The 24,094-nt window shown below is 50.9% G+C and carries 27 protein-coding genes and 5 tRNA genes; 26 read left to right on the plus strand and 6 right to left on the minus strand.

The window, feature by feature from the left end; all coding sequences use genetic code 11:
- Positions 1 to 332: 332 nt before the first annotated feature.
- Positions 333 to 761 carry an Lrp/AsnC family transcriptional regulator gene (locus tag AC4G46_RS06085; RefSeq protein WP_491127136.1) on the minus strand — a complete coding sequence of 143 codons (429 nt, stop codon included), beginning with the start codon at positions 759 to 761 and terminating at the stop codon, positions 333 to 335.
- 128 nt (positions 762 to 889) lie between these two features.
- Here AC4G46_RS06085 and AC4G46_RS06090 point away from each other — a divergent pair, with 128 nt between their 5' ends.
- The 11 genes from AC4G46_RS06090 to AC4G46_RS06140 all read left to right on the plus strand — a co-directional run bounded on the left by AC4G46_RS06090 (position 890) and on the right by AC4G46_RS06140 (position 8,773).
- Complete coding sequence (locus tag AC4G46_RS06090) at positions 890 to 1,654, plus strand: MBL fold metallo-hydrolase (RefSeq protein WP_491127137.1); 765 nt, start codon at positions 890 to 892, stop codon at positions 1,652 to 1,654.
- Positions 1,655 to 1,753: 99 nt separating this feature from the next.
- Positions 1,754 to 1,829, plus strand: a tRNA-Asn gene (locus AC4G46_RS06095).
- 5 nt (positions 1,830 to 1,834) lie between these two features.
- A tRNA-Ser gene (locus AC4G46_RS06100) sits at positions 1,835 to 1,923 on the plus strand.
- A 684-nt stretch (positions 1,924 to 2,607) separates the two neighbouring features.
- Complete coding sequence (locus AC4G46_RS06105; RefSeq protein WP_068722278.1) at positions 2,608 to 3,513, plus strand: branched-chain amino acid ABC transporter permease; 906 nt, start codon at positions 2,608 to 2,610, stop codon at positions 3,511 to 3,513.
- A gap of 12 nt (positions 3,514 to 3,525) precedes the next feature.
- Positions 3,526 to 4,491 carry a branched-chain amino acid ABC transporter permease gene (locus AC4G46_RS06110; RefSeq protein ID WP_068722276.1) on the plus strand — a complete coding sequence of 322 codons (966 nt, stop codon included), beginning with the start codon at positions 3,526 to 3,528 and terminating at the stop codon, positions 4,489 to 4,491.
- Positions 4,463 to 5,242 (plus strand): ABC transporter ATP-binding protein, encoded by a 780-nt coding sequence (locus AC4G46_RS06115; RefSeq protein WP_068722251.1) that lies wholly within the window; start codon positions 4,463 to 4,465, stop codon positions 5,240 to 5,242. Before AC4G46_RS06110 ends, AC4G46_RS06115 begins: the two co-directional genes overlap by 29 nt.
- Positions 5,243 to 5,247: 5 nt before the next feature.
- Entirely contained in the window at positions 5,248 to 5,949 is a 702-nt protein-coding gene (locus tag AC4G46_RS06120) for an ABC transporter ATP-binding protein (RefSeq protein ID WP_491127138.1), read from the plus strand.
- Positions 5,950 to 6,018: 69 nt separating this feature from the next.
- The gene (locus tag AC4G46_RS06125) at positions 6,019 to 7,218 is read left to right on the plus strand and encodes an ABC transporter substrate-binding protein (RefSeq protein WP_491127139.1); all 1,200 of its coding nucleotides are present in this window, start codon (positions 6,019 to 6,021) and stop codon (positions 7,216 to 7,218) included.
- Between the two features lie 100 nt (positions 7,219 to 7,318).
- Entirely contained in the window at positions 7,319 to 8,449 is a 1,131-nt protein-coding gene (gene ald / locus AC4G46_RS06130) for an alanine dehydrogenase (RefSeq protein ID WP_491127140.1), read from the plus strand.
- 163 nt (positions 8,450 to 8,612) lie between these two features.
- Positions 8,613 to 8,687 (plus strand) — tRNA-Glu (locus AC4G46_RS06135).
- Between the two features lie 3 nt (positions 8,688 to 8,690).
- A tRNA-Leu gene (locus AC4G46_RS06140) sits at positions 8,691 to 8,773 on the plus strand.
- Between the two features lie 70 nt (positions 8,774 to 8,843).
- Here the strand turns inward: AC4G46_RS06140 and AC4G46_RS06145 are convergent.
- Both AC4G46_RS06145 and AC4G46_RS06150 read right to left on the minus strand, forming a co-directional pair.
- Positions 8,844 to 9,473, minus strand: a complete 630-nt coding sequence (locus AC4G46_RS06145) for a hypothetical protein (RefSeq protein ID WP_491127141.1) — start codon at positions 9,471 to 9,473, stop codon at positions 8,844 to 8,846.
- 35 nt (positions 9,474 to 9,508) lie between these two features.
- Positions 9,509 to 9,706 (minus strand): Rha family transcriptional regulator, encoded by a 198-nt coding sequence (locus tag AC4G46_RS06150; protein ID WP_090720269.1) that lies wholly within the window; start codon positions 9,704 to 9,706, stop codon positions 9,509 to 9,511.
- Positions 9,707 to 9,848: 142 nt separating this feature from the next.
- Between AC4G46_RS06150 and AC4G46_RS06155 the strand changes: the two genes are divergently transcribed.
- The 3 genes from AC4G46_RS06155 to AC4G46_RS06165 all read left to right on the plus strand — a co-directional run bounded on the left by AC4G46_RS06155 (position 9,849) and on the right by AC4G46_RS06165 (position 10,880).
- Positions 9,849 to 10,214 (plus strand): helix-turn-helix domain-containing protein, encoded by a 366-nt coding sequence (locus AC4G46_RS06155; RefSeq protein ID WP_491127142.1) that lies wholly within the window; start codon positions 9,849 to 9,851, stop codon positions 10,212 to 10,214.
- 85 nt (positions 10,215 to 10,299) lie between these two features.
- A tRNA-Leu gene (locus tag AC4G46_RS06160) sits at positions 10,300 to 10,382 on the plus strand.
- A 111-nt stretch (positions 10,383 to 10,493) separates the two neighbouring features.
- Complete coding sequence (locus AC4G46_RS06165) at positions 10,494 to 10,880, plus strand: hypothetical protein (RefSeq protein WP_491127143.1); 387 nt, start codon at positions 10,494 to 10,496, stop codon at positions 10,878 to 10,880.
- A gap of 48 nt (positions 10,881 to 10,928) precedes the next feature.
- On the opposite strand, the gene AC4G46_RS06170 is transcribed toward AC4G46_RS06165, so the two are convergent.
- Entirely contained in the window at positions 10,929 to 11,384 is a 456-nt protein-coding gene (locus AC4G46_RS06170; RefSeq protein ID WP_491127144.1) for a DUF5301 domain-containing protein, read from the minus strand.
- A 265-nt stretch (positions 11,385 to 11,649) separates the two neighbouring features.
- Between AC4G46_RS06170 and AC4G46_RS06175 the strand changes: the two genes are divergently transcribed.
- Positions 11,650 to 12,012, plus strand: coding sequence for a DUF1304 domain-containing protein (locus AC4G46_RS06175; RefSeq protein WP_491127145.1), 363 nt, complete (start codon positions 11,650 to 11,652; stop codon positions 12,010 to 12,012).
- Between the two features lie 80 nt (positions 12,013 to 12,092).
- On the opposite strand, the gene AC4G46_RS06180 is transcribed toward AC4G46_RS06175, so the two are convergent.
- On the minus strand, positions 12,093 to 12,572 hold the full coding sequence (locus AC4G46_RS06180; RefSeq protein WP_491127146.1) for a glutathione peroxidase: 480 nt from the start codon (positions 12,570 to 12,572) through the stop codon (positions 12,093 to 12,095).
- Between the two features lie 173 nt (positions 12,573 to 12,745).
- On the opposite strand from AC4G46_RS06180, the gene AC4G46_RS06185 reads away from it, so the two are divergent.
- The 3 genes from AC4G46_RS06185 (at position 12,746) to AC4G46_RS06195 (ending at position 14,156) form a co-directional block, all read left to right on the plus strand.
- Positions 12,746 to 13,174 (plus strand): organic hydroperoxide resistance protein, encoded by a 429-nt coding sequence (locus AC4G46_RS06185; protein ID WP_491127147.1) that lies wholly within the window; start codon positions 12,746 to 12,748, stop codon positions 13,172 to 13,174.
- Between the two features lie 188 nt (positions 13,175 to 13,362).
- Positions 13,363 to 13,641, plus strand: coding sequence for a hypothetical protein (locus AC4G46_RS06190; RefSeq protein WP_068722215.1), 279 nt, complete (start codon positions 13,363 to 13,365; stop codon positions 13,639 to 13,641).
- Positions 13,642 to 13,736: 95 nt separating this feature from the next.
- Positions 13,737 to 14,156, plus strand: coding sequence for a thiol-disulfide oxidoreductase DCC family protein (locus tag AC4G46_RS06195; RefSeq protein ID WP_491127148.1), 420 nt, complete (start codon positions 13,737 to 13,739; stop codon positions 14,154 to 14,156).
- A 62-nt stretch (positions 14,157 to 14,218) separates the two neighbouring features.
- On the opposite strand, the gene AC4G46_RS06200 is transcribed toward AC4G46_RS06195, so the two are convergent.
- The gene (locus tag AC4G46_RS06200) at positions 14,219 to 15,403 is read right to left on the minus strand and encodes a stalk domain-containing protein (protein ID WP_491127149.1); all 1,185 of its coding nucleotides are present in this window, start codon (positions 15,401 to 15,403) and stop codon (positions 14,219 to 14,221) included.
- Positions 15,404 to 15,693: 290 nt separating this feature from the next.
- Between AC4G46_RS06200 and AC4G46_RS06205 the strand changes: the two genes are divergently transcribed.
- Genes AC4G46_RS06205 through AC4G46_RS06240 form a run of 8 tightly spaced genes read left to right on the plus strand, consistent with a single transcriptional unit; the run spans position 15,694 to position 24,087 of the window.
- Complete coding sequence (locus tag AC4G46_RS06205) at positions 15,694 to 16,863, plus strand: CpaE/TadZ family protein (RefSeq protein WP_491127150.1); 1,170 nt, start codon at positions 15,694 to 15,696, stop codon at positions 16,861 to 16,863.
- On the plus strand, positions 16,856 to 18,124 hold the full coding sequence (locus AC4G46_RS06210; protein WP_491127151.1) for a TadA family conjugal transfer-associated ATPase: 1,269 nt from the start codon (positions 16,856 to 16,858) through the stop codon (positions 18,122 to 18,124). Before AC4G46_RS06205 ends, AC4G46_RS06210 begins: the two co-directional genes overlap by 8 nt.
- Positions 18,118 to 18,957: a type II secretion system F family protein gene (locus AC4G46_RS06215; protein WP_491127152.1), complete on the plus strand. Its 840-nt coding sequence runs from the start codon at positions 18,118 to 18,120 to the stop codon at positions 18,955 to 18,957. The genes AC4G46_RS06210 and AC4G46_RS06215 overlap by 7 nt, the downstream gene beginning before the upstream one ends.
- 28 nt (positions 18,958 to 18,985) lie before the next feature.
- Complete coding sequence (locus AC4G46_RS06220; protein ID WP_491127153.1) at positions 18,986 to 19,858, plus strand: type II secretion system F family protein; 873 nt, start codon at positions 18,986 to 18,988, stop codon at positions 19,856 to 19,858.
- A gap of 13 nt (positions 19,859 to 19,871) precedes the next feature.
- Positions 19,872 to 20,060, plus strand: a complete 189-nt coding sequence (locus AC4G46_RS06225) for a Flp1 family type IVb pilin (protein WP_491127154.1) — start codon at positions 19,872 to 19,874, stop codon at positions 20,058 to 20,060.
- Complete coding sequence (locus tag AC4G46_RS06230) at positions 20,060 to 20,725, plus strand: TadE/TadG family type IV pilus assembly protein (RefSeq protein WP_491127155.1); 666 nt, start codon at positions 20,060 to 20,062, stop codon at positions 20,723 to 20,725. The genes AC4G46_RS06225 and AC4G46_RS06230 overlap by 1 nt, the downstream gene beginning before the upstream one ends.
- Positions 20,722 to 23,055 carry a hypothetical protein gene (locus AC4G46_RS06235; RefSeq protein ID WP_491127156.1) on the plus strand — a complete coding sequence of 778 codons (2,334 nt, stop codon included), beginning with the start codon at positions 20,722 to 20,724 and terminating at the stop codon, positions 23,053 to 23,055. Before AC4G46_RS06230 ends, AC4G46_RS06235 begins: the two co-directional genes overlap by 4 nt.
- Before the next feature lie 15 nt (positions 23,056 to 23,070).
- Positions 23,071 to 24,087, plus strand: a complete 1,017-nt coding sequence (locus AC4G46_RS06240; protein WP_491127157.1) for a TadE/TadG family type IV pilus assembly protein — start codon at positions 23,071 to 23,073, stop codon at positions 24,085 to 24,087.
- Positions 24,088 to 24,094 lie beyond the last annotated feature (7 nt).

A 24,094-nucleotide genomic window follows, 5' to 3' on the forward strand; every position in this document is an offset into this window, starting at 1 on the left:
GCCGCCTCAGGAATCCCATTCCTTTGGCGGCGGCCTTTTTTATGCAGCTTAAATCCTATTCGCGTGCACGCTTTCCATTGCGTTAAGTGGAAAAACGTCACCTATTTCTGCGAAAACTATGGTGGAGAGGAGTTTAGTTGGATAATTGCTGCTTAATTTTACTGTTTTGGCGGCTGTAGGTGGTTTTGGCCAGAACTAAGTGCCGATTTTACAACTAAGTAACTGGAATTCGGGGAAATGACGCAATTAGATGGCAAAAATCCACTTAGATATGAAGGCCCGCCGTCCCGTCGAATCCCGCACAAGGAAATAGCCTTTTTTCGCCAATCCCCTTACTTAAGCTGCCCCATCCCCAAATTCACCCGGTAGTTGCCAAACTCCAGCAGCTCGTCCAAAAAAGCATTCAGCTCATCCTGCTCCCCTAAACGCACGCGCATCCAGTAGCAGCCTTCGCCGCTGACGCGGTGCAGCTCAATCACGCTGTCATGCTTTATGGCAAACTGCTGAAAAAGGGGGTGTGCGGCATTGGAGCCCAAAAACACAGTGACAAAGGCAAGAAGACCCTGTCCGATTTTAGCCGGATTCCAGCGCACCGTATAGCCTTCAATAATCTCCAGCTCCCGCATTCTGCGGATACGCGCGCCTACGGCCTGTCCGGTCATATGCACCAGTGCCCCGATGTCTTTATGGCTAAGTGTGGAGTCCTCAATAAGGTATTGCAGAATGCGGTAATCCGTATCGTCGATCAGGTGGGAAGTCATAATGGGTTAATCCTTTCCGGATGAAAGTAGAAACGGCAGATCTGTTTCGCGCCGCAATGTATTGTACAGCAGAGACCTTCTATAATGAATTGTAGCAGAAGACAGTCTGAAGAAAGAGGTGTTCCTGTATGAAAATTCATCTGATCCGCAATGCCGCCCTGTGGCTGCAGTATGGCGGTCTTACCTTCCTGATTGACCCTATGCTTAGCGAAAAAGAAGCCAACCCGCCGATAATCAACACGGCCAATGAGCGCAGAAATCCGCTGGTGCCGCTGCCTGCTCCCGCTGAGCAATGGCTGAATCCGGATGTGGTGCTTGTAACCCACCTTCACCAGGATCACTGGGATGCGGCCGCCGTTTCGCTTTTGGCGCATGATCTGCCTGTGCTATGTCAGGAAGGGGATCAGGAAAGGATCGGCGGACAAGGTTTCATTAATGTCACTGCTGTACCTGATACAGAGCCGCTTGCTTTCCGAGGCGTTACATTAACACGAATAGGCGGGCAGCACGGTACAGGAGAGATAGGGGAGCTGATGGGCAAGGTATCGGGGTTTATTTTTCAGGCTCAGGATGAACCTGCACTGTACCTGGCCGGGGATACAATCTGGTGCGCAGAGGTTAAAGAGGCTTTGGATACTTATCATCCTGAAGTGGTTGTCGTAAATGCCGGAGGTGCGCGTTTTGTGACCGGCGGGCCTATTACGATGGATGAGCAGGATGTTGTGGATGTATGCCGCTATGCGCCGGATGCAGCCGTTATTGCAGTGCATATGGAAGCGATCAATCACTGCCTCGTAACCCGGGAGATGCTGAGAGCCCGTCTGACTAATGAAGGACTGCTGGAGCGTGTTAGCATTCCGTCGGACGGGGAGTATTGTCATCCGCTGATTTAGCGGACATCCGGCTTCAAAATGTAACCGTTATAAAAAATCGCTGCCTCCGCTTGACGGGAACATGAAATCATGATAAATTATTTCTTGTTCATGTAATGTTCCCTGATAGCTCAGTTGGTAGAGCACTCGACTGTTAATCGAGTTGTCACAGGTTCGAGTCCTGTTCGGGGAGCCATTCTTGGAGAGATACCCAAGTGGCTATAAGGGGACCCTCTGCTAAGGGGTTAGACTGCGTAAGCGGTGCGAGGGTTCGAATCCCTCTCTCTCCGTCGTAATAATAGAAATGAAGCTCCCGGTTTTCCGGGGGCTTTTTTTGTGCTTTTGGAAGTTATGGAGCTTGAACCGGGAGCAGGATTAAGGTGGCAATGGTTTGCATCCCGCATATTTCAACCGACGTTATCCGCTGACGGATTGTTAAAGGGCTCCAGGTGATTCATCCGGAGGTGATCTGCTGACTGCTCATGGAATCTTCCCATTCCGGCTAATGGACCGGCGGCCATTAGGGATTTGTTAAAGATTTGTGTCTGATGTAAGCTTTTCTAACTAAAAACTACATTATACTACATGAAGCTACGGCATTCTAGTGATGTAGTCCGTTATTTCTTTAATGGATTGAAGAACTGCTGCTGTAAAGAGACAAATGTTATATTATTTGCGGGAAAATAAAGTATTGTATTAGAAAAGGAAAAGATTTTTGAAAGCAGTATCCTTGTAAATCCTCTGTTTTTCTCCGTTTTACTCCGAATTATTCGGAAAACCCAAAAAACGTAACCTATAGATACCATTACCTTTTATGTAATGTAACACAAATTTTCGAAAATTATATTAAAACCTTGCATTTTTTAGTGACGGACCCAAAACCTTGTGTTAATATAAATGACATCTTAGAAAGAAAAACAGATTGGGAGACAGAGAAAGGGGATTTTAATTACTATGGGGAAAAGGGGATGGCGATGGAGTACTTCATTCAGCAATTAATTAACGGGATTTCCGTAGGCAGTATTTACGCTCTGATCGCCCTTGGCTACACAATGGTTTACGGGATTATTAAGCTGATCAACTTTGCCCACGGTGATGTGTTTATGGTCGGATCGTTCATCGGCCTGTACAGTGCCAAGTTTCTGGCGAATGCCGGACTTCCTCCGGTGCTGGTATTGCTGCTGTCGCTGATCATTTCGATGACCATGAGCTCGCTGCTTGGTATTACCATTGAACGGCTGGCATATAAGCCGCTGCGCAAGTCCACCAGAATTGCCGCATTGATCACTGCGATCGGGGTATCCTTCCTGCTGGAATATGTAGCGGTGCTTATCCTTGGACCGCAGGCCAAAGGGTTCCCGGATATTATGGAGAAGAAGCAGTACCAGTTATTCGGAACCTCGATTCAGGTCGATTCCAACCAGGTTATGATTCTGATTACTACAATTGTCCTGATGATTATTCTGCAATATATTGTACGCTACACGAAGACCGGCAAGGCAATGCGGGCTGTATCATTTGATATGGAAGCGGCACGGCTGATGGGGATCAACGTAGACCGCACGATCTCGGCAACCTTTGCTATCGGGTCTGCGCTTGCTGCAGCGGCCGGCGTAATCTTCGGTATGACCTACAATTCGGTAGATCCGCTTATGGGCGTTATGCCGGGACTCAAAGCCTTTGTAGCAGCAGTACTTGGAGGAATCGGAAGCATTCCGGGCGCGCTTGTCGGCGGATTGCTGCTGGGAACAGTGGAGACGGAAATTTCATCGCTTGGCTACTCATCCTGGCGTGACGGTGTTGCCTTTGCCGTGCTGATTCTGATCCTGATCTTTAAACCATCCGGGCTGTTTGGCAAGAATGTCCGGGAGAAAGTGTAGGTGGGGAACGGCATGAAGAAGCTAAATTCAAAATTCTGGCTGGGCATAATCATTGCCCTGGCGTTCTATGGTATCGTTCAAGTTCTTCTAACAACGGGGATATTTAATGATGTAACCCGGTCTATGCTGCTTCTGGTAGGCGTCAATGTCATGCTGGCGGTATCGCTTAACCTGATTAACGGGATTACCGGACAATTCTCGATCGGGCATGCCGGATTTATGTCCGTAGGTGCGTACACATCGGCAATTTTGACACTGGATTATGATGTGCCGTTTATTCTGGCAATTATTATTGGCGGTATCGTGGCAGCCATCTTCGGTGTGCTGATTGGGATGCCAACACTCCGCCTCAACGGTGACTATCTGGCTATTGCCACACTGGGTTTTGGGGAGATTATCCGGATTATCCTGCTGAACACAGAGTATGTAGGCGGTGCTTCCGGCCTCAGCGGCATTCCGGCGAAATCGACCTGGACGATTATTTTCTTCTTTACGCTATTTACTGTTGTGCTCATAAACAACTTTATCCGCTCCACCCACGGCCGTGCCTGTCTGGCCATCCGCGAGAATGAAATTGCCGCGGAAGCAATGGGAATTAACACTACCCTGTACAAGGTTATCGCCTTTACCATCGGTGCGTTGTTTGCAGGTATGGCAGGCGGGCTGTCGGCGCATACGTTCTATGTTATTACGCCGGGCAGCTTCAACTTCCTGAAATCTTTCGAGATTCTGGTAATGGTCGTTCTTGGCGGTCTGGGCAGTACGGCGGGCTCCATTGTGGGGGCGGTATTCGTTACCCTGCTCTACACTTATCTGCGTGAATTCCCGGAATGGCGGATGATTATTTATTCCATCGTGCTGATTCTGATGATGATTTTCCGTCCAAGCGGCCTGCTTGGCAAAACCAGAATCAATTTCGGCAAGCTCGGTAAAAAGGAGGCCAAAGCAAATGGCAGCATCGACAGCAGTACTCCTTGATGTTAAAGGGGCCAGCCGTTCCTTTGGAGGCCTCAAGGCGCTGAGTGAGGTTTCCCTGCATATCAACAAAGGGGAACTGATCGGTCTGATCGGACCGAACGGCGCCGGCAAGACAACATTGTTCAATCTGTTAACCGGGGTGTATCCGCCCTCTACCGGTAAAATTCTGCTAAATAATGAGTCGGTAGGCGGTATGAAGCCTTTTAAGATTAACCATAAGGGTGCTGCGCGCACGTTCCAGAACATCCGGCTGTTTACGGCCATGACTGTACTGGAAAATGTCAAAATTGCTTTCCACCAGCATGCCAGACATTCCTTGTTCAGCTCGATGCTCCGGCTGCCGAAGCACTTCAAGGGCGAAGAGGAAATTACACAGAAGGCGATGGATATTCTCAAAATATTCAATCTCGCTGATCAGGCCCAGGAGACTGCCGGCAACCTCAGTTATGGGAACCAGCGGCGTCTGGAAATTGCCCGTGCGCTTGCTGCCGGACCGAAGCTGCTGCTGCTTGATGAGCCGGCGGCCGGCATGAACCCGAATGAAACGCGGGATCTGATGAACCTGATAGCCTGGATCCGTGAAGAGTTCGATCTTACCATTCTCCTGATTGAGCATGATATGTCACTGGTTATGGGGGTTTGCAACCGGATCTATGTCCTGGACCGCGGAATTCTTATCGCCGACGGTACGCCGGTGGAAATCCGGAACAATCCGAAGGTAATCGAAGCGTATTTGGGACAGGAGGCGTAAGGGCGATGCTTACAGTACAGGGAATCAACGTATACTACGGTGCCATTCACGCATTGAAGGATCTCAGTATCCAGGTTAACCAAGGGGAGATTGTAACACTGATCGGTGCCAACGGCGCCGGAAAATCCACACTGCTCAAGACGCTGTCCGGGCTGCTCAAGCCCAAGACCGGCAGCATTGAGTTTCTGGGTAAATCGATCTCTAACCAGAGTGTGCAAGCGATTGTTAAGCAAGGGCTGATTCATTGCCCGGAAGGACGGCGTGTATTCGCCAATATGTCTGTAGAGGAAAATCTTGAGCTGGGAGCTTACCTGCAGGACGGCAAAAGTCTTGCCGCCGATTTCGAGAGGGTCTACAGCATGTTCCCTAGACTGCTTGAGCGCAAAAAACAACAGGCCGGAACGTTGTCCGGCGGGGAGCAGCAGATGCTGGCCATGGGCCGCGCTATAATGGGCCACCCCAAGCTGCTGCTGCTGGATGAGCCGTCCATGGGACTTGCCCCGCTGCTGGTACAGGACATTTTCAAAATCATTCAGGAAGTCAACGCTGCCGGCACAACCGTGCTGCTGGTTGAGCAGAACGCCCATCAGGCGCTTAAAATTGCTCACCGTGCTTATGTGCTGGAAACCGGAAGAGTGGTTCTGGAGGGAGACGCCGCTGAGCTGGCGGATTCGGAAGAGATCAAGATGGCCTATCTTGGCCACTAGATTACTGTAGCTGAAGCATCACAGAACCAACACATAGAAACTATATTATTCGGGAGGCTGGGAGAAACTATGAAAAAAATTGGGGCCATCATTTTGTCGACAGTACTGACTGCGGTATTGGCATCGGGCTGCGGCAGCAACAACACAGAGAACAGCGCTAACTCTGCAAGCGGCGGAAATGCTGCCGGGGGCACAATCAAGATCGGTGCCGACCTCGAGCTCACAGGCGGTCAGGCTTCTTTCGGCGACTCCGCATCCAAGGGCGCTCAGCTGGCTGTAGACCAGATCAATGCCGCCGGCGGTATTCTGGGCAAGCAGCTGGAACTGGTTGTTGCCGACAATGCTTCGAAATCTGAGGAAGCCACACAGGCGGCACAGAAGCTGATTACCAACGATAAAGTAGTTACTATTATCGGGGCATCCACTTCTACCAACACACTGGGGATCGTTCCGGTTGCTACCGAGAAGAAGATTCCGCTTGTGGCTGTTGGTGCGACGAACCCTAAGGTTACAGTTGACGAGCGCAGCGGCGATGTGAACGAATGGGTATTCCGCGCAGCCTTTATCGATCCGTTCCAAGGCCAGGTTATGGCTAACTTTGCAAGCAACAACCTTAGTGCCAAAACGGCGGTAATCTACACAGATACTTCGAGTGACTACTCCAAGGGTCTGCAGAAATTCTTCGAAGAAACCTTCAAGGCTAACGGCGGAGAAATTCTGAGCCAGGAATCCTATCAGCAGAAGGACTCTGACTTCAAAGCGGTTCTGACCCGCATCAAATCCTCTAATCCGGATGTTATCTATCTGCCGGGCTACTATGAAGAGGTGGGTAAAATCGTGAAGCAGGCCCGTGAAATGGGCATCACTGTACCGTTCCTGGGCGGCGACGGCTGGGATTCCCCGCAGCTGGCTGAAATTGCCGGCGCAGCAGCCCTTGAGAACACTTATATGTCCAACCACTACTCACCTGAAGATACAGCAACTGAAGTAACAACCTTCGTGGATGCTTACAAAGAAGCTAACGGCGGTGCGGTACCTGACGGTATGGCAGCTCTTGGTTATGATGCGCTGAAGCTGGTTGCTGATGCCATTACCCGTGCAGGTGAAGCTGATCCGGCCAAGATCAAAGATGCTTTGGCAGCAACTAAGGATCTGCAGCTGGCTACAGGTAAAATCACCCTGAACGAAACTCATGACCCGGTTAAAGCGGCTGTCGTGCTGAAATTCGTTGACGGTGTTCAGACTTTTGAGGCAAAAGTTAATCCATAAACGGTTCTTCCGCATACAATATGGGGAATGAATGAATAATGACTTTAGAGAGAAAGGCTCCTTTGCGGGCCTTTCTTTTGTCAGTAAGGGAGGAACGGACATGATTATAGGAGTACCCAAGGAGATCAAAAACAACGAAAACCGTGTAGCCCTCACCCCTGCCGGTGTGGAAGCTCTCTGTAAAGCCGGTCATAAAGTGCTGATCGAAGAGTCAGCCGGGATAGGCAGCGGCTTCAGCGACGGCGAATACCTGAATAAGGGTGCGGTACTGTATCCGGCAGCTGCTCAAATATGGAATGAGGCGGAAATGGTGCTCAAAGTGAAAGAACCGCTGCCTGAAGAATACGGCTATTTCCGCAAGGGACTGATCCTGTTTACCTATCTCCATCTTGCACCTGAGGCAGAGCTTACCAAAGCGCTGGTGGACAGCGGAGTTACCGCTGTAGGCTACGAAACAATCCAGCTTGCGGACGGCTCGCTGCCGCTGCTGATTCCGATGAGTGAGGTTGCCGGACGGATGGCAGTCCAGATTGGAGCGAGGCTGCTGGAAAAGCCGCAGGGCGGCAAAGGCGTTTTGCTGAGCGGTGTGCCCGGTGTACAGCCCGGTGAGGTGGTTATTGTGGGCGGTGGTATCGTAGGCACCAACGCTGCTAAGATGGCGCTAGGACTCGGTGCGCGGGTAACTGTGCTGGATAACAATGCCGCCCGGCTCCGTTATCTGGATGATATTTTTGGCGGGCGCCTGATTACGGTTATGTCGGACTCATATCATCTGGAACAGGCCGTGAGTAAAGCTGACTTGCTGATCGGGGCTGTACTCATTCCTGGTGCCCGTGCGCCCAAGCTGGTGAAGGAGTATATGGTGCAGCAGATGGGCGAGGGCTCTGTCATAGTGGACGTGGCGATTGACCAGGGCGGCTCCATTGAGACCATCGACCGGACGACGACTCATGAGAATCCTACCTATGTGAAGCATGGCGTGGTGCATTACGCAGTAGCCAATATGCCGGGTGCGGTGGCACGAACCTCCACGCTTGCCCTAACCAATGTGACGGTACCCTATGCACTGCAGATTGCGGGTTCAGGCATTTACAAGGCAGTGCTTGATAATCCGGCGCTTGCCCGCGGACTTAATGTGGTTGACGGACATGTCGCGAATGCAGCGGTTGCCAGGAGCCTTGGCTATGAGCCGGTTGACGGAGTAGAAGCCTTGGCTGTGTATGGCGGATAGAGACTTGGAACACTACTATAGAGTTTGGACGGGAGGGACGGAATCCGGTCATCCGCCGCCTCCCGTATAAGATAGCATTTTTATTTGTTCAAAAAAGTGCTTGTCAAAGTGAGCGGAGTTTGATATACTCATTTTTGTTGTGGTAAACATAACTTCTCAGTAAGGCCCGTTGGTCAAGGGGTTAAGACACCTCCCTTTCACGGAGGTAACAGGGGTTCGAATCCCCTACGGGTCACCATATGCGGTAGTGGTGGAATGGCAGACACGCTATCTTGAGGGGGTAGTGGGCGTATGCTCGTGGAGGTTCGAGTCCTCTCTACCGCATAAATAAAGGAACGAATACCTTGGTCATCAAGGTTTTCGTTCCTTTTGCTTTTTGCACATAATATTGAATTTACTGATTCAGAACCCCGGCATATTGCGGATAGAGCTGGCGTATACAATCCGGGCATATATCATGGGTAAACTGCAGGGAGAGCTGAAGCTGAAGGAAGCGTTCAACGGTAATCCATTCCTCCTTGCTGCCGCGGACAGATTTGCAGGAAGCACAAATGGGTACAAGACTGCCGGAAATACGGCGGGGACGCAGAGGATGACAGCTGCGGACATGCTCATGCTGGCGCGGTTCAGCGGAGCCCTTGTCGTGCACGGAGAGAACAAGGGACTGAATGCCGCAGGAGCGTTCTGTAAATAGCGGAAAAGCGTCCAGACAGAATACGCGGTCAGGCTGATCAGGGATGTGCATAATGAATTCTGAGCTTGAAATCAGGCGTTCTCCGTGCATGACATGCTGCACCGCATTATCCAGTGCTGTCAGCTGAACAGGAATGGCGATCCATTCTTCAAACAGCTCCAGATAATGGCTTCCTTTCATTCTGATGGCCGAAGACAGCCCCGAGTGCTCCAAATATGCGTTATAATGATCATTGATAAACAGGATGATCCCGCTTTTGTCTATAACCAGAGCTTTATGTGTCAGCGTGTTAAGAGAAGAAGTAAGGGATGTAGATAAGCTTAATGGCAAGATTATCGCTCCTTGAGTGCTTGCAGGATAGGTAGTCAAGACAGAGGCAGATTCAGAAGCTCGGATACTTGGCGCCGGTAGCGCTCGGCTTTTCGTGTACCATGTATCAGATTGGACAGGCGGTATGGCGGAATTCCGTGCAGCTCGCAGAATTTTTTCTGATCAAGCTGTAATTCCGTCAGTCTCTGTTTGATCGCCCAGCCATAGGGGGTCACAGGACGCTTGCTGTTCAACAGGCTTCACCTCTTATCGACCATCCAGCCGTATGATATAATCGTTTGGAACTGATAATAACCAATTATACACTTTTTTACGTCATTTTACAATAAAAATAACGTTTTTACGTCAAAAAATGTTGTGGAGGTAACGGGTCCGATGCAGTCGATATATGAGCGGATTGAATATCTGATCAAGCAGAGGGGAATTACGAAAAAGTATTTTTATGAGCATCTACATATCAGCTCAGGTAATTTTGGGGACTGGAAGCGCGGAAAGTCTACGCCGGGAACTCAGCATCTGATCAACATCGCTGAATTTTTTCATGTCAGCCTGGATTGGCTGATCCTGGGCAAATCGGCGGGTGATGGAGTGCGTGAAGAAGGAGAAGCGTATTTTTCTGCCCAAATGAGGCAACTGAGTTGCCAAAATGAAGAGCTGCTGCCCAAGGAGCAGGAATTTATCAAGGAGTACATAGCGTTTACCCGATACCGCAGGCAGAAACAGGATGAAGAAAATTCCTGACAGGCTATCTTTACAATTGCTGCACAACGGTTTATAATATTGAATGTTGGCCTCAGACAAAGTAATACCATTTGTAACACACCGCGCGGTAGTGGTGGAATGGCAGACACGCTATCTTGAGGGGGTAGTGGGCGTACGCTCGTGGAGGTTCGAGTCCTCTCTACCGCATCATATGTTTGAACAGAACAAACAACAGGGCAGTAATTCTCTAGATGAGAGTTGCTGCCCTGTTGTTTTTTTTACAAGCTTGATGGAAAAAATTTATGGAGGGATATTCGTATGATCATCAAATCTCCTGGAGGTTCCATTTTCCCGTATCACTACAAAGGCGGAGAAATACACTGTTTGAAATACGGCAGCTTCCATTCCAATAGCGAATCTTTGTTCAAATTAATGAAAGCGGAGGAAGCTTTTATTTTAGGGCAGCCCAGACGTCTTGCTGTATGGGTGGATTTTTACGAAACACAGCTTACGAAGGAAGTGATGCTTGAATTTGCAGGGAATCTGGCCAGGCTGCAGCCCCATATCCGAAAGCTGGCGATCGTCGGGGATTATTTCAGCAGGCACCGGCTCCACAGGTATTTGCGGAAGCAGGCTGGCAAATTTACGGTTCCGATTCAATATTATAGCGACCCTGAGCATGCTAAGACGTGGCTGATTCAATGATCCCTAAATATATACCATATGAGTGAGAAATGTTCATCCGAGTGTTTTTTAATTGAATAATTCTGTTATTAATTGAAGATCAAAATCACTTGTTATTTTATAAGATAAAGACTGATTTCTTGAAGTATCTAAGTTATACAGAAATAAATTTAAATAATGATTGTCATATAGAGTGATTCCAGCTGTGTTTTGTTTGTTCTCTCCCTTTACTGTAATCCAATAAGAATGGTTAAATTCAATATCTGAAAAAGATCCCTTTTTCAGCTGCAATTCAGAAAACACTGACATGATTTTGCTGATTGTTTCTGAATCGGTTATGGTTACACTCTTTTCATCCGGACCGTCTGTCTGAATAATTTCTATTTCGCTAACCTTATTTAAATTGAATGACTTTCTTATAGCTTCATCGAAAGTTGAGTACTGATTAAAGTATATAAACAATCCGAATCCCAAAACTACGAGCACCAGAGCAGCAGCAATAATAGTAAACCGCCGATTTTTCATTATAAGGCTCCTTATGATATTCTCTTTTTGATGAAACTCATACCATATGATCCAATACTAGCAATAAGTGGTTGTTTGCTTCAAGTTTTTATCTTTATAATCTTAGCTTTTGAATTGTGTAAGCAATCTGCAGCGGGATTCAGCTTATTTCATGGAAGAATCTAAGAGACTTGAAACGTAGAGATATAAAGCGAACAAAATTAATTGCGCAAAATATTATTGTTAGTGATATAATGTTCTTACATTTAACTGTGGAGGGAATTACATGACAATAAGTGTAGTGCTGGTTGCGATTATTGCTTTACTGCATATCTACATACTCTATCTGGAAATGTTCCTGTGGGCGACACCGAAGGGACAGAAGGCCTTTGGCACTACCGCTCAGGCGGCACAGGATTCGAAGGGGCTAGCTTTTAACCAGGGACTGTATAACGGATTTCTGGCAGCGGGGCTGATCTGGGGGATTTTCTATCCGGATGCCGCTGTAGGCCAGCATATCCAGCTATTTTTTCTCAGCTGCGTGCTGATTGCCGGAATTGTCGGCAGCCTGACAGCCAAAAGATCCATTTTGTATATTCAAGCAGTACCTGCATTGATTGCCATTGTTGCCGTTCTCATGAATTGGTAATTATGCGGTGATAAAAAACTCCCTGTACACAGCTCAAAAGGCTGTTACAGGGAGTTTTTGTATAGCCAACGGTAAATGGATTAGTCCAGCAGCTTGGCGATATCGGCTTCAATCTGGTCTGGGGTGGTGGAAGGGGCAAACCGCTTCAGCACACGGCCCTCCTGGTCGACCAGGAATTTAGTGAAGTTCCACTTGACACTTTTGGAGCCCAATACGCCCGGCGCTTCCTTGGACAGGTATTTAAAGAGTGGATGTGCGCTGTCCCCTTTGACATCGACCTTTTCGTACATCGGGAAGGTTACCCCGTAATTAATCTCGCAGAACTCGGCGATATCCTCACTCTCACCAGGCTCCTGGCTGGCAAATTGATTGCTCGGAAAGCCGAGCACCTCAAAGCCACGGTCCTTGAATTTATCATAGACCTCCTGGAGACCCTTATACTGGGGGGTGAATCCGCACTTACTGGCTGTGTTCACGACGAGCAGCACTTTGCCTTTGTACTTGGAGAGCGACTCTTCCTGGCCGCGCAGGGTACTCACTTCATAATCATAAATACTCATGAATCAGGCCTCCCGAACATAAATTTATCACAATTTAATTTTACACTATATATTTCAAGATGCAAGCGTAAGGATTGTGACAAGACTGGTATTATCGTTTCAAAATATACCTGTAGTTTAATTTTAAGTGTGTGTAAGTCAAAAATAGATTCCCAAAAAGGAGTAGATTAACGATGACCACATTAAAAGCTTTGTATACAGCGACAGCGACGGTTAAAGGTGGACGCGAAGGTTCGGTAGAATCCTCGGACGGCGTTCTCAAGCATGATCTGAAAATGCCTAAAGAGCTTGGCGGACCCGGAGGTAACGGTACCAATCCTGAGCAGCTGTTTGCAGCAGGATACGGGGCATGCTATGAGAGCGCGCTCGCCAATATTGCCCGTAAAGAGGGCGTGAAGCTTCAGGATGTTTCGGTTACCTCCAATGTGCTGATCGGCAAGGATGAGAGCGACGGCGGCTTTAAGCTGGGTGTGAGACTGGACATCAGCCTGCCGGGCATTGAACGTTCCCAGGCTGAGGACCTGGCCAAGAAGGCGCATGAATTCTGCCCTTACTCCAAAGCCACACGCGGAAATATCGATGTGGAGCTCAATATCGTTTAAGTTGACTATAAAGCTGTATTTTTGGGAAAAATGGCTAAATAGAGACGGAAGTCTGGTTGGCGGGACAAATAGCGGGCGGCAGCGCGTACTTCGGTTGACATCACCCCCAAAAATCTTTATTATGTCTAAGTACTTGTTAAAGCTACGTGTGCTATCAGAACCAAAAATTTAGATAATGGGTGATGAAGATGTCTTACAGACCGAAAATTACGAGCGTGACCAAAGCCAGCAGCAATGATAAAGTGGGCTTGTACGAATTTATTATTAAAACTGCTGACGGAACACAATGCCGCGCGTTTTACAGCCGGAATCCGGAATGGAAAATGACGAACATCAGCCGCCTGCTTAAAACTCCATGCCCGGTGTGCCGCAAGGACTTCATCTGCAAGTGCATGGAAGCATACACCGCTGATTTCGAAGATCAGATGATCGGTGACCAGTGGATTGAAAAGGCGATTGCCGAATAATTGTAACGGACGGACAATAAATGCGCGGGAGCTATCCCGCGTTTTTGTTTTTTTATAGACAGGATGGATAATTGGAACCTAGAAGGAGGCGGAGAATGGAAATGGGAAAAGGCCGGGAAGCAGGGCAGGCAGTGGTGCTGATCGACGGTGTCTGTAATCTGTGTCAGGGGCTGGTCCGGTTCATTATTCCGCGTGATCCTGATGGCCGGATAAAGTTCGCTTCGCTGCAGAGTGACAAAGGGCGTGAGCTGCTGCTGGCTGCAGGACTTGAGGCTGACCGGCTTGATACGGTGGTTCTGCTGGAGAACGGCAGGGTTTACACAGAATCTTCTGCTGTGCTGCGCATTGCGATTAGGCTGCATTTTCCGTGGCCGGCGGCTTATGCTTTTGTAATTGTCCCCCGTCCGCTGCGCAATATGCTGTACAGGGTGGTAGCGAGGAACCGTTACCGCTGGTTTGGCAGAGATGAGGCATGCCTGCTTCCATCGCCGGATATTAAGAGCAGATTCCTTTGAGGATAAAATAAAAAAAAAGCAACGGGAGGTTCCCGCTGCTTTTTTTGTGCTGGTTCAATATGTTATTTAAGCGGCTCGGAAGAAAGCGGGTAGCTCTGCACAAGCTTCCATTTGCCGTCTGCCGTCTTTCTAAGCGTAGTGACTGTGGTGCTGCGGTTGTCCTGGAACTGCGGTCCCTTGAGCTTTTTGATGGACTGTACTGTATATAGGGCGGCTGTGTCGCCTGTATAATCAATAACCTTCGACGATTCTACTGTACCCTGAAGGTCATAGGCCTGGAAAAGCTGGGCTGCCACTATTTTGTTCTGCTCATAACCAGGGGAGGACTCATCAATAGTAGACATCAGTCCATCGAGATCTTCCTTGTTGGTGTAGTCCATATTGGCGGCAAATACAGCCTTGATGGCATCTTCATCCGCTTTTGGAACGGTCACGGCTGCAGTCAGGGCGCCCTCCGGCAGGCTGTACTTCACGGCTTGAAGCTGAATATTGCTGATCTTCCAATCGGTGTCCTTGGAGCTGCGGGTGAGGGAATAAATATATTCCATCTGGCTGTTTGGCATAAAGGGTCCGCTGAGTTTTTCTGTCGTCTCGATGGTATGTGCAGTTACTTCATTTGATTTGGAATCGACGATGTTCAGCTGGTCCACGGAAACGTTAAGGTTATAGGTTTCGAACTGCTGCTTGAGCTGCGGGCCGATCGCGGCCAGCGGTGATTTGGCATCAATGAGACTCATAAAGCCATCATAATTTTCTTCATTAGAATACTTTACATACTTGCTGAAAAAGTCAGCAACCGCGGCGGTTTCGTCAGTAGCCTGCAGGCTTGTGATCTCAACGGTTCTGGTAGCAGCATTCCAGACTACGTGATTGCCAGTGGCTTCACTTACAAACCGGATCGGCACGTAGGTGACATTCTTGATCATTTTGGGAGCAGTATGGAGCGGCTTGACGATACCGTTAATGCTGGCGTTTTTGCTGCCGAGCTGCAGCTTGATGACCAGCCCCTCTTTGGTTGCCGTAATGGTGCTTGTCTTGGCATCAAAAACGACGCTCATGCCCAGCTTCTCGAAGATAGGCCGCATCGGTACGAGAATCGCATGGCCGTCATTTAACGGTGCGCCAGTGGTAAGCTTAAGCTGCTGCTGGTCGATCTGGACTGTAATCGGTTTCTCGGCTGCGGACGCGGAGAGGCTGATTGCACTGGATAAAGTAAGGACAGCGATAAATCCGGGTAGTAATTTCATTTGTGGCAGGTCTCCTTTGTAGATAAATGATTTTGTCTGGCAATTCTTTACCAACTATCAGTATAACCTTTAATGCACTTTGGGTATATATCCCATAATGGACATGGTGTACCAGAGAGCTATGGAGGTACTTATAGGAATATTATTTTCAAAAAAAGATTGCCGCTCTACTGCATATATGCTACTATAGCTGTAAATTAAAGGATTACGAGCGGAAGCACCGTTCAATGACCGTTTCTACGGTTATTGACGGTGCTTTTTTTGCTTTGTCAGAGAGGAGAGTGGCGGTTATGGCGGCAAGAGTGGTGCTGGCCGTACGCGAGAGCCAATATATTGAACCCTTACTGCATTATCTGCATCATAGCGATTACGGGGAATCGCTCAGAATATCTGCATTCAGCAGGCCGGATACTTTCATGGAATTTATGAGCAGCGGAGAGCCGGTGGATGCTGTAGTGGGCGATCTTGTCTTTATTGAAGCCTGGCTGGTGGAAGGGAAGAGTACCGTGCCATGGGCGGTTCTCAGCGAGGATGGAAGAACTGCGGGTAACAATGAAAATCTGGCAGGCGGGATGGTCATTCAGAAATATCAGTCGTTGCCGTCGCTTCTGGAATCCGTTCTTCAACTGTGCGAGGCCAGTCGTCCCCGGGCCGTTTCTGCCCGCAGAGAGAAGACACTGCTGCTTGGAGTGGTCTCGGCCAGCGGCAGCAGCGGCAAAACAACTCTTGCGCTCAACATGTCCAGACAGCTTGCAGCAACGGGCCTGTCCGTCTTCTATCTGAACCTGGAGAGCGTGGACAGCAGCGGTGTACTTGTTCGGATGCCTGCGCCTAAGTCACAGGGACTGGAACAGCTGCTGTATGAGCTGAAGGCTGGATATCCGGATGGGGGAGAAGGTGCGGCGGAGAGGATTGAGCTGGGCAGGTATGTATGCAGGCATGAGGCTCTGCGCTGTGACCGGTTTATGATGGTGGAGAACTTCAAGGAGATGCTGCAGATGACAGAGCCCGATATGCTGGATTTGCTGGATCTGATTGCTGCAGCCGGCCATTACGACGTTGTGCTTGTTGATACAGGGAGCATTGAGGAGGAACGGACGCAGGCAGTACTGAAGCGCTGCGGCGTACTGCTATGGATGCTCAGAAGTGATGAGACGAGTCTTTATAAGACGGTCAAATGGCTGGAGCATGGCAGCTATGCCCACTCCGGCTGGCCGCAGGATGTCCGGGATAAAAGCCGTTTTATTCTGAACTTTGCTGAAGCCTCCAGGTATAACAGTGCGGCTCTGGAGGGGCTTGAACCGGCCGGTGTGCTTCCTTTTATCCCGGCCTGGGCGCTGCAGCATCATATGGAGCTCTGCCTGGAATCACCGCCGTTTATAGCAGGTGTACAGCAATTATGCCAGGATATCATCGAGCCGCTGCTCCCGGAAGTATTCACAGGCAGTCTGCATGAATGAGGAATTATTCAGAAAGCTGAAACGGGATATCCGTGCCGGGCTTGACGTCACCGCAGCCGTCGGGAACCGCGAGCTCAGCAGCTATATTGAGCGGACCATTCTAGGGATGCAGAGCCTGCGTTATTTGACCGCCCAGGAGAAGCATGAGCTGGTAAAAAAGCTGTTCGATTCCTTCCGGGGGCTCGATATTCTGCAGCCGCTGGTTGATAATCCGGCGATTACCGAGATTATGATCAACAGCCATGAAGAGATCTTCGTGGAGGAGGAGGGACAAATCCGGCGGCTGCCGCTGGCCTTTGAATCCAGGAGCAGGCTGGAGGACATCATTCAGACTGTGGTCTCCGGTGTGGACCGGGTGGTCAATGATTCTTCGCCGATTGTAGACGCCCGGCTGCGGGATGGCTCCCGGGTCAATGTGGTGCTGCCGCCGGTTGCCCTGAAGGGGCCGGCCATGACCATCCGCAAATTCCCTGAAACACCGATGACGATGAATGACCTGGTGCGCCGGGGCGCGCTGAGCGGGGAAGCTGCGGAGCTGCTGCAGATTTTTGTGGTGGCAGGCTACAACATTTTTATCAGCGGCGGAACCGGCTCCGGGAAGACCACCTTCCTTAACGCCTTGTCCCAGTTCATACCGTCCCAGGAGCGGGTCATCACGATTGAGGATTCAGCCGAGCTGCAGATTGTTACCGTGCCGAATCTAGTCTCTCTGGAGACGCGGAATGCCAACACGGAGGGGAGGGGGGGGATTACCATACGGGATCTGATCCGTTCTTCCCTGCGGATGAGACCCAACCGTATCGTTGTTGGGGAGGTGCGGGGGGCGGAATGCCTTGATATGCTGCAGGCGATGAATACAGGCCACGCCGGAAGCTTGTCAACGGGACATTCAAACAGTGCCCGGGATATGGTCAGCAGGCTGGAGACGATGGTGCTCAGTGCAGCCGATCTTCCGGTTGTCGTAGTCCGGCAGCAGATCAGCTCGGCCATTGATATTTTTGTACATCTCTCGAGGCTGCGGGACCGTTCGCGGCGGGTGGTGGAAATCTGCGAGGTGGCCGGATTACAGGAAGGGGAGGTGGTGTTGAACCCGCTGTACGAGTTCCGCGAAACCGGGGAACTCGGAGGGAAGATTGAGGGCAGCCTTGCGGCATGCGGCAATCCCCTGCTGCATACCGGGAAGCTGAAGCTGGCCGGCATTGATCAATACCCGCTGATGGGCTTTGCAGCCGGACCCGGGATGAAGGAGGCGGTATGCTGAAGCATCCGGATAAGAAGCCTGCCCCCCGGCAGGGTAAGGTCAGAAAACGTGTTATCCCGAGTGCTGAGGAGGGGGCAGAGAACAGGCCGCAGCTGCCGGATTATACCATCTATGTACTGTCTCCCCGCTTGAAAATAACGGCACTGCTGGCAGGCGGGCTGTTGATGTTCGGCATCGGTTACCTGTTCTATCATCAGCTGCTTGTCTCTCTGCTGCTGGTTCCGGCCGGAGCTTATGCGCCGCGGATGCTTCGCCAATATCTGAAGGACCGGCGGCGCTCAGCACTTAACCTGCAGTTTAAGCAGACACTGTTTTCACTTTCCTCCTCGCTGTCTGCAGGACGCTCTGTGGAGAATGCTTTCCGCGAAGCTGCAGCCGACCTCCAGCTGCTTGATCCGGAGGGGAACAGCGATATGCTGGCCGAGTTGTCGATTATCTGTACACGGATGGAATACAACCAGCCTGTTGAAGAGGCGCTGCATGATTTCAGCCGCCGGGCTGGAATGGAGGATGTTGAACGGTTTGCCGATGTATTTACCGTCTGTAAGCGTACTGGCGGTGATCTGGTTGAAGTGGTGCGCCGCACCTCCACCATTATTGGAGAGAAGCTGGATATCCAGCAGGACATTGCGGTAAGTATCGCCCAGAAGAAGTTTGAAGCCAAGGCATTGTTAGCGGCACCGCTGCTGATGGTTCTGTTTATGAGCCTGACCGCTAGTGACTATATGCAGCCCATGTACACCGGCGCAGGCATGGCTATTTCAACATTATCATTAGCCGGCTTGTTCCTGTGTTACCGGTGGACGACAAAGATTATGGATATTCCGCTATAGAGCGGTAAGGCCGTTTGGAGGTGAAGGCATGCGGTGGGTAAGCGGTGCTGCAGCAATTGCGCTGGTTCTTGGCTGGCTTCTGCTGCGCGTGAAATGCGGCCGGCGTTATGCCGGGCTGCGGAGTCTGCCGATGGAGGGCCTGAGGCTGCGGGCGGCCGGGGAGCCATTTCTGCTGCTGATCGAGAAATGGCGGATCGGCAGCCATCTGCCTTCGGTCATGTTCAGAATCCAGCGCTCGCTGCAGCGCAGCTATGGTGTACGCTACAGCCCGGAGCGCACACTGCTCTTCACGGGTGAAATGCTCAGCTACAGCTGGCTGTTTATGCTCGGGGGCAGTCTGCTCACCCTGCTTAGCGGTGAGGAGGCAGGGTTCATTCTCGGCGTGCTGCTGGCGCTGATTCTGCCGGCCGCCCTGGTCAGTGATCTGCACAAGAAAGTAAAGCTGCGGGAGCAGGGCATTATGCTGGAGCTGCCGGAGCTGCTGAACAGCATTGTACTGCTGGTTGGTGCCGGCGAGACTGTGCAGCGGGCGATTGTCCGCTGTGTAGAGAGCCGCAAAGGGGATTACAGCCATCCGCTCTATAAAGAGCTGTTCACAATGATTACCGAATGGGAGGGCGGCTATTCATTCCAGCAGGCTTTTGAGAATTTCAGCAAGCGCTGCGCAGTTCAGGAGGTGTCGCTATTTACTACTACGGTGCTGTTGAATTACCGCAGGGGAGGTGCGGATTTCGTACTCTCTCTGCGTGATCTGTCACGGATGTTATGGGAGAAACGCAAGGCGCTAAGCCGCACACGCGGGGAACAGGCTTCCTCGAAGCTGGTATTCCCGATGGTGCTTATCTTTTTGATTGTAATTGTGCTGGTGGGAACACCTGCAATCATGATGCTTAAAATGTAGGAGGATGAGGACAATGATGATAACGGTAGCAGAAGCAGCAAAACGCTTGTGGAAGGATGAAGAGGGGCTGGGCACGCTGGAGATGATTATGATCATCGCGGTACTGATCGCGGTGGTCCTTGTATTCCGTACGGAAATTGTCAAGGTAGTGAAGGATCTGATCAGTACGGCGGGAAGCAAGAGCCAGGAAGTTTTTGAGTAATGAATCTGCGGAGTGAGGAAGGCAGCTTCACTATTGAGGCCTCATTACTGCTGCCCATCATTATGGGAATTATCATGCTGCTCCTGTTCTTCAGCCTGTATACCTATCAGCGGACGATGCTGCTGCAGGCTTCCTCTGTGACAGCTGAAAGGGCTGTATACAACTGGGACAACAGCCATAAGGGGATTAGCGGAGAGTTTGCTGCCGGAGAATATGATTCCTTATATTGGCGGATTGGTGAAGATGGTCTGCTTGCCTCTCTTTTCGGTACAGGGTCACTAAATGGGGGTGTGAAGCTCGCTGTGCCGGCTGCCGGTGTTCAGCAGGCTTTGCCTGAGGTAAAGCTTGGGCAGTCTGCAGAGAATATTCCGGCTAATATGACCGGAGAGCTCGTCTACAGTTATGGCTTGGCCAGCCGTACAATAAGCGCCCAGTTGAAGCGGATGCTTCAGCTTCCTATACTGGATGGGCTGCTGGAGGATGGGGCAGTGCCTGTGGTAACGACACGGTCTGTGGTCACAGAACCTGTGGAGTTCATCCGTACGGTTGAGCTTATGCGCTATTACGGTGCAAAGTTTAAGAGCGGCGGTGGACAGAACAGCAGCTCCGGAACAGGCATGGATAAGCAGGATGCCGCAAAAATGCTGTCTACGCTGAAGAAATGAGACGGCTGAAGCTGATTACTTATCCTGCTGAGGCCAGGATTACAGGCAGGGAGGAGCAGGGGAGTGTGAGGCATGTACATCATGTGTTGCCGGATCCGAGCCATTACAGAAGGCGGAAATATTTATGGATAAAGGAAACCGGAGGATCCGTCTCGATCTTTCTGATTGCGGCACTCGCCTTTGTCTTCCTGTTCACAGCTGTTTTGATTGACTACGCAAGGATTGCCGCTGCCAATGTGCAGCAGGAACGGCTGGCAAGGGCGGCAGTACGGTCCGTAATGTCTTCCTATGACCTCAGCCTGCAGCAGGGATATGGCTTGTTTGCCTTCGGGGGCGACGACGGCGGACAGCTATTGTCTGCAGTACTGAATGATAATTTGTTCGAGAGCGGCCGGGGAGACACCTTTAATCTGCTGCCCGTCAAGCTGGATAGCTCAGCTCTGGACTTGAGCAGGCCGATTGGAAGCTATGATATTTTCCGCCGGCAGATCGCCGAGGAGATGAAGTATAAAGCCCCGGTCGATTTCGCTCTTGAACTGGCCGGCAAATTCAAGCCGCTATCAGCGGCAATGGGAGAAGCCTCGCGCTCCACAAAGGTGCTCGGCAAGCTTCAGCCCCTCTACGATGCGCGTGAAGCTGCACTTGATCAGATGCTGGAACGGCGGCGGCAGGCTGCAGAGAGCGCAAGGAGCCTGCAGCAGACAATTATGAATCCGCCGCAGGATTATATCAGCCCCCGCTCCTTAAGCAATGTTGATTCAGCTGCAGATATTGCAGCCATGTATAACGATTATGTAGGCAAATACTACACCGATCTGTACCGTGACAGAGAGAAGGAGCAAGAAAGGTATCAATATGACATAGGCCGCTATTTACAGCAGTCGCAGAACCTGATCTCCGGGATACCGGGAGCTCTGGCTGCTGCCAGGCTGAAGCATGATTCTCTTATGGCTGAGGCCAGAGCGGCGCTGCAGCAGGCAGTGGACCTTAATATCCAAATGAAAAATGTGCTTGAGCAGTCCAGAAGCAGCGGAGCTGAAGCCGGTCAGGCTTCGGCAGGCAACTGGGACATCCCCGGCAGTGAAAGCACCGGACTTGGTACTGAGGCGCTGGCTAAACTGCGCGAACAGGAGGATGCACTGATTTTACCACCGGATGAGCTCAGCGGAATGGAACGGAATATAAGCGTCCAAGAGCAGGCCGCACAGGCGTTTGAACCGGCCGTATCCGACTTGCCTGCTGTACTCACTGAAGCTTCCGGGCTGTACGCTGACCTTTCCCGTATGAACAAGGCTGTATTAGATGCTTCGCAGGCCGTTGCCGGGTATCTGCAGAATTACGGTAATTCAGGTGCGGCAATCTCTGCAGAGGCGGCCCGGATTGAGTCGCACCGCACCTCCGACGTTGAACGCAAGCAGATGGAGAAGGAGGCCAAGGTCAAGCTGGGGGAAGCCATGAAGCTGGTGGACCAGCTCCGCAGCTTTGGCGATAATGCAGCAGCAGCCCAGCAGCGTTATAGCACGCTCCGGAAATACTATGGGGAGAATATCCGGTTTAATCAGGCTCAGGAGACTGCTGCAGCTGCGGATTCCGGGAGCACAGATATTTATTCCGCCGCCGGCTCCGCAATGGGGAAGGTGGACGGACTATACACATCCATAGGCAGCATAATGACTGGTGCAAGGGACAGGCTGTTCCAAACGGAGTATGCTGCACTTTATTTTCCGCATTTTGACCTTTCAACACTGACTGCAGCAGCAGAATCGGGTGATAGTGTGGTTTCTGCTTTGGCGGGCCAGCTTGATCCTCATTCCCAGGAGCTGGAGTATATCTTGTACGGGTTTCATAACCCTGCGGGGAATGTGGCAGCAGCATATGGCGAGATTTTTGCGCTGAGGCTGGCAATCCGGACAATGGAAGGCTTTATCGAGAATGCCCGGCTCAGCAATCCGCTGGCCATCCTGGCGGCAGCGCTGCTGTACGGGGTTGAGCAGGCGGTTCAGGACATGCTCATGCTGTGCAGGACGGGAGAGGTGGCTATGTCCAAATACCTGCCCGCAAAGCTGGACTACCGCGGTTATCTGCGGTTGTTCATGCTGCTACATGGGGCAGGTGAAACGCAATTGTCCCGTATGCTTGCACTAATCAGGCTGAATACAGGGATCAACCCGCAGGAAAGGTTTACTTATGCGGCCGCTGACATCCGTACGGGCTTGCGGCTTTGGTTCCTGCCGGGGGCAGTGAAGCTGCTGGATCATACCTCCGGCCTGCCGGGAGGGGTAGAAGGCAAGGTATACTACCGTACCGTGCAGGCTGACTTTTCCTATTAGCAGAAGGAGGGAAGAATGAAGGGCCGGAATCAGAATCCTGAGATGCAGCGGGATGAAGGCAGTATGGTTGTTGAAGCGGCGATGGTGCTCCCGTTGTTTCTGCTGTTTGTCCTGTTTTTGATTTTTATCATTCAGATGACCCTATACTCCACGGCGCTGCAAAGTACGGCATCTGACACAGTCAAGGTGATATCCACGCATATCTATCCGGCGGCGCTGGCGGCACAGAAATGGGGTCAGGCAGACAATGGCGGCCCGGATCCGGCAGACACTGCTGCTAATGCAGGAGGGACAGCGGATGAAGCGGCCGCAGGTGCACCCTCCGGAAAGTGGAGGATTCCCCGCCTGTCACTTGAGGAGTGGAGCGGCAGTTACGTAGAGGAGATGCCGGCACCTATCAATGATTGGGTCAGAACGGCTGTGCAGCGGGCAGAGGGCCCACTGCAGGAGCTGCAGGCTGAGACCTCGGAGGCTGTGCTTGATCATGTACTTAAACCGTTAATGAAGCCTTACCTGGCCACAGACTGGCTTGATTATGACCGGATCCATGTCTCCAATGTCACTATTCCCGATTTAAAGAAAGGTGCACACCCGTACTTCGGATTGGTTGTCAGTTACGAGCTTCCGATGAAGGTGCCTTTTCTGAATAAAGCAATTGTGCTGGAAGCCAGCAGCTTAGAACGGGTATGGGTAGGGAACACCGATGCTTCCGGACAGGGCGGAGAGAGCGGAACTGAAGAGCCGCAGGGCTATATCATCGTACTGGAGAAGCCCGACCCTGGTGTTGCCAACAAGCAGGGAAAAATCAAGGTTCAGATTCCTCCGGGAGCAACGGCAAATCTTTCGATATTCTACAAAAGCGGTCAAAGTACAGCCAGGCATTTAGGCTGGAAGCAGGCCGACGAGTCCGGGTACATTGAATGGGAGTGGAAGATCGGGGTAAATACGACACCCGGTTCTTGGACTTTTATAGTTACGTTAGAGGATGGCACCAGCCTGGAGGCAGTTTTTAGGGTTGTAAAAAGATTATAAATGAAGG

It is taken from the genome of Paenibacillus sp. fava2 (assembly GCF_058313675.1).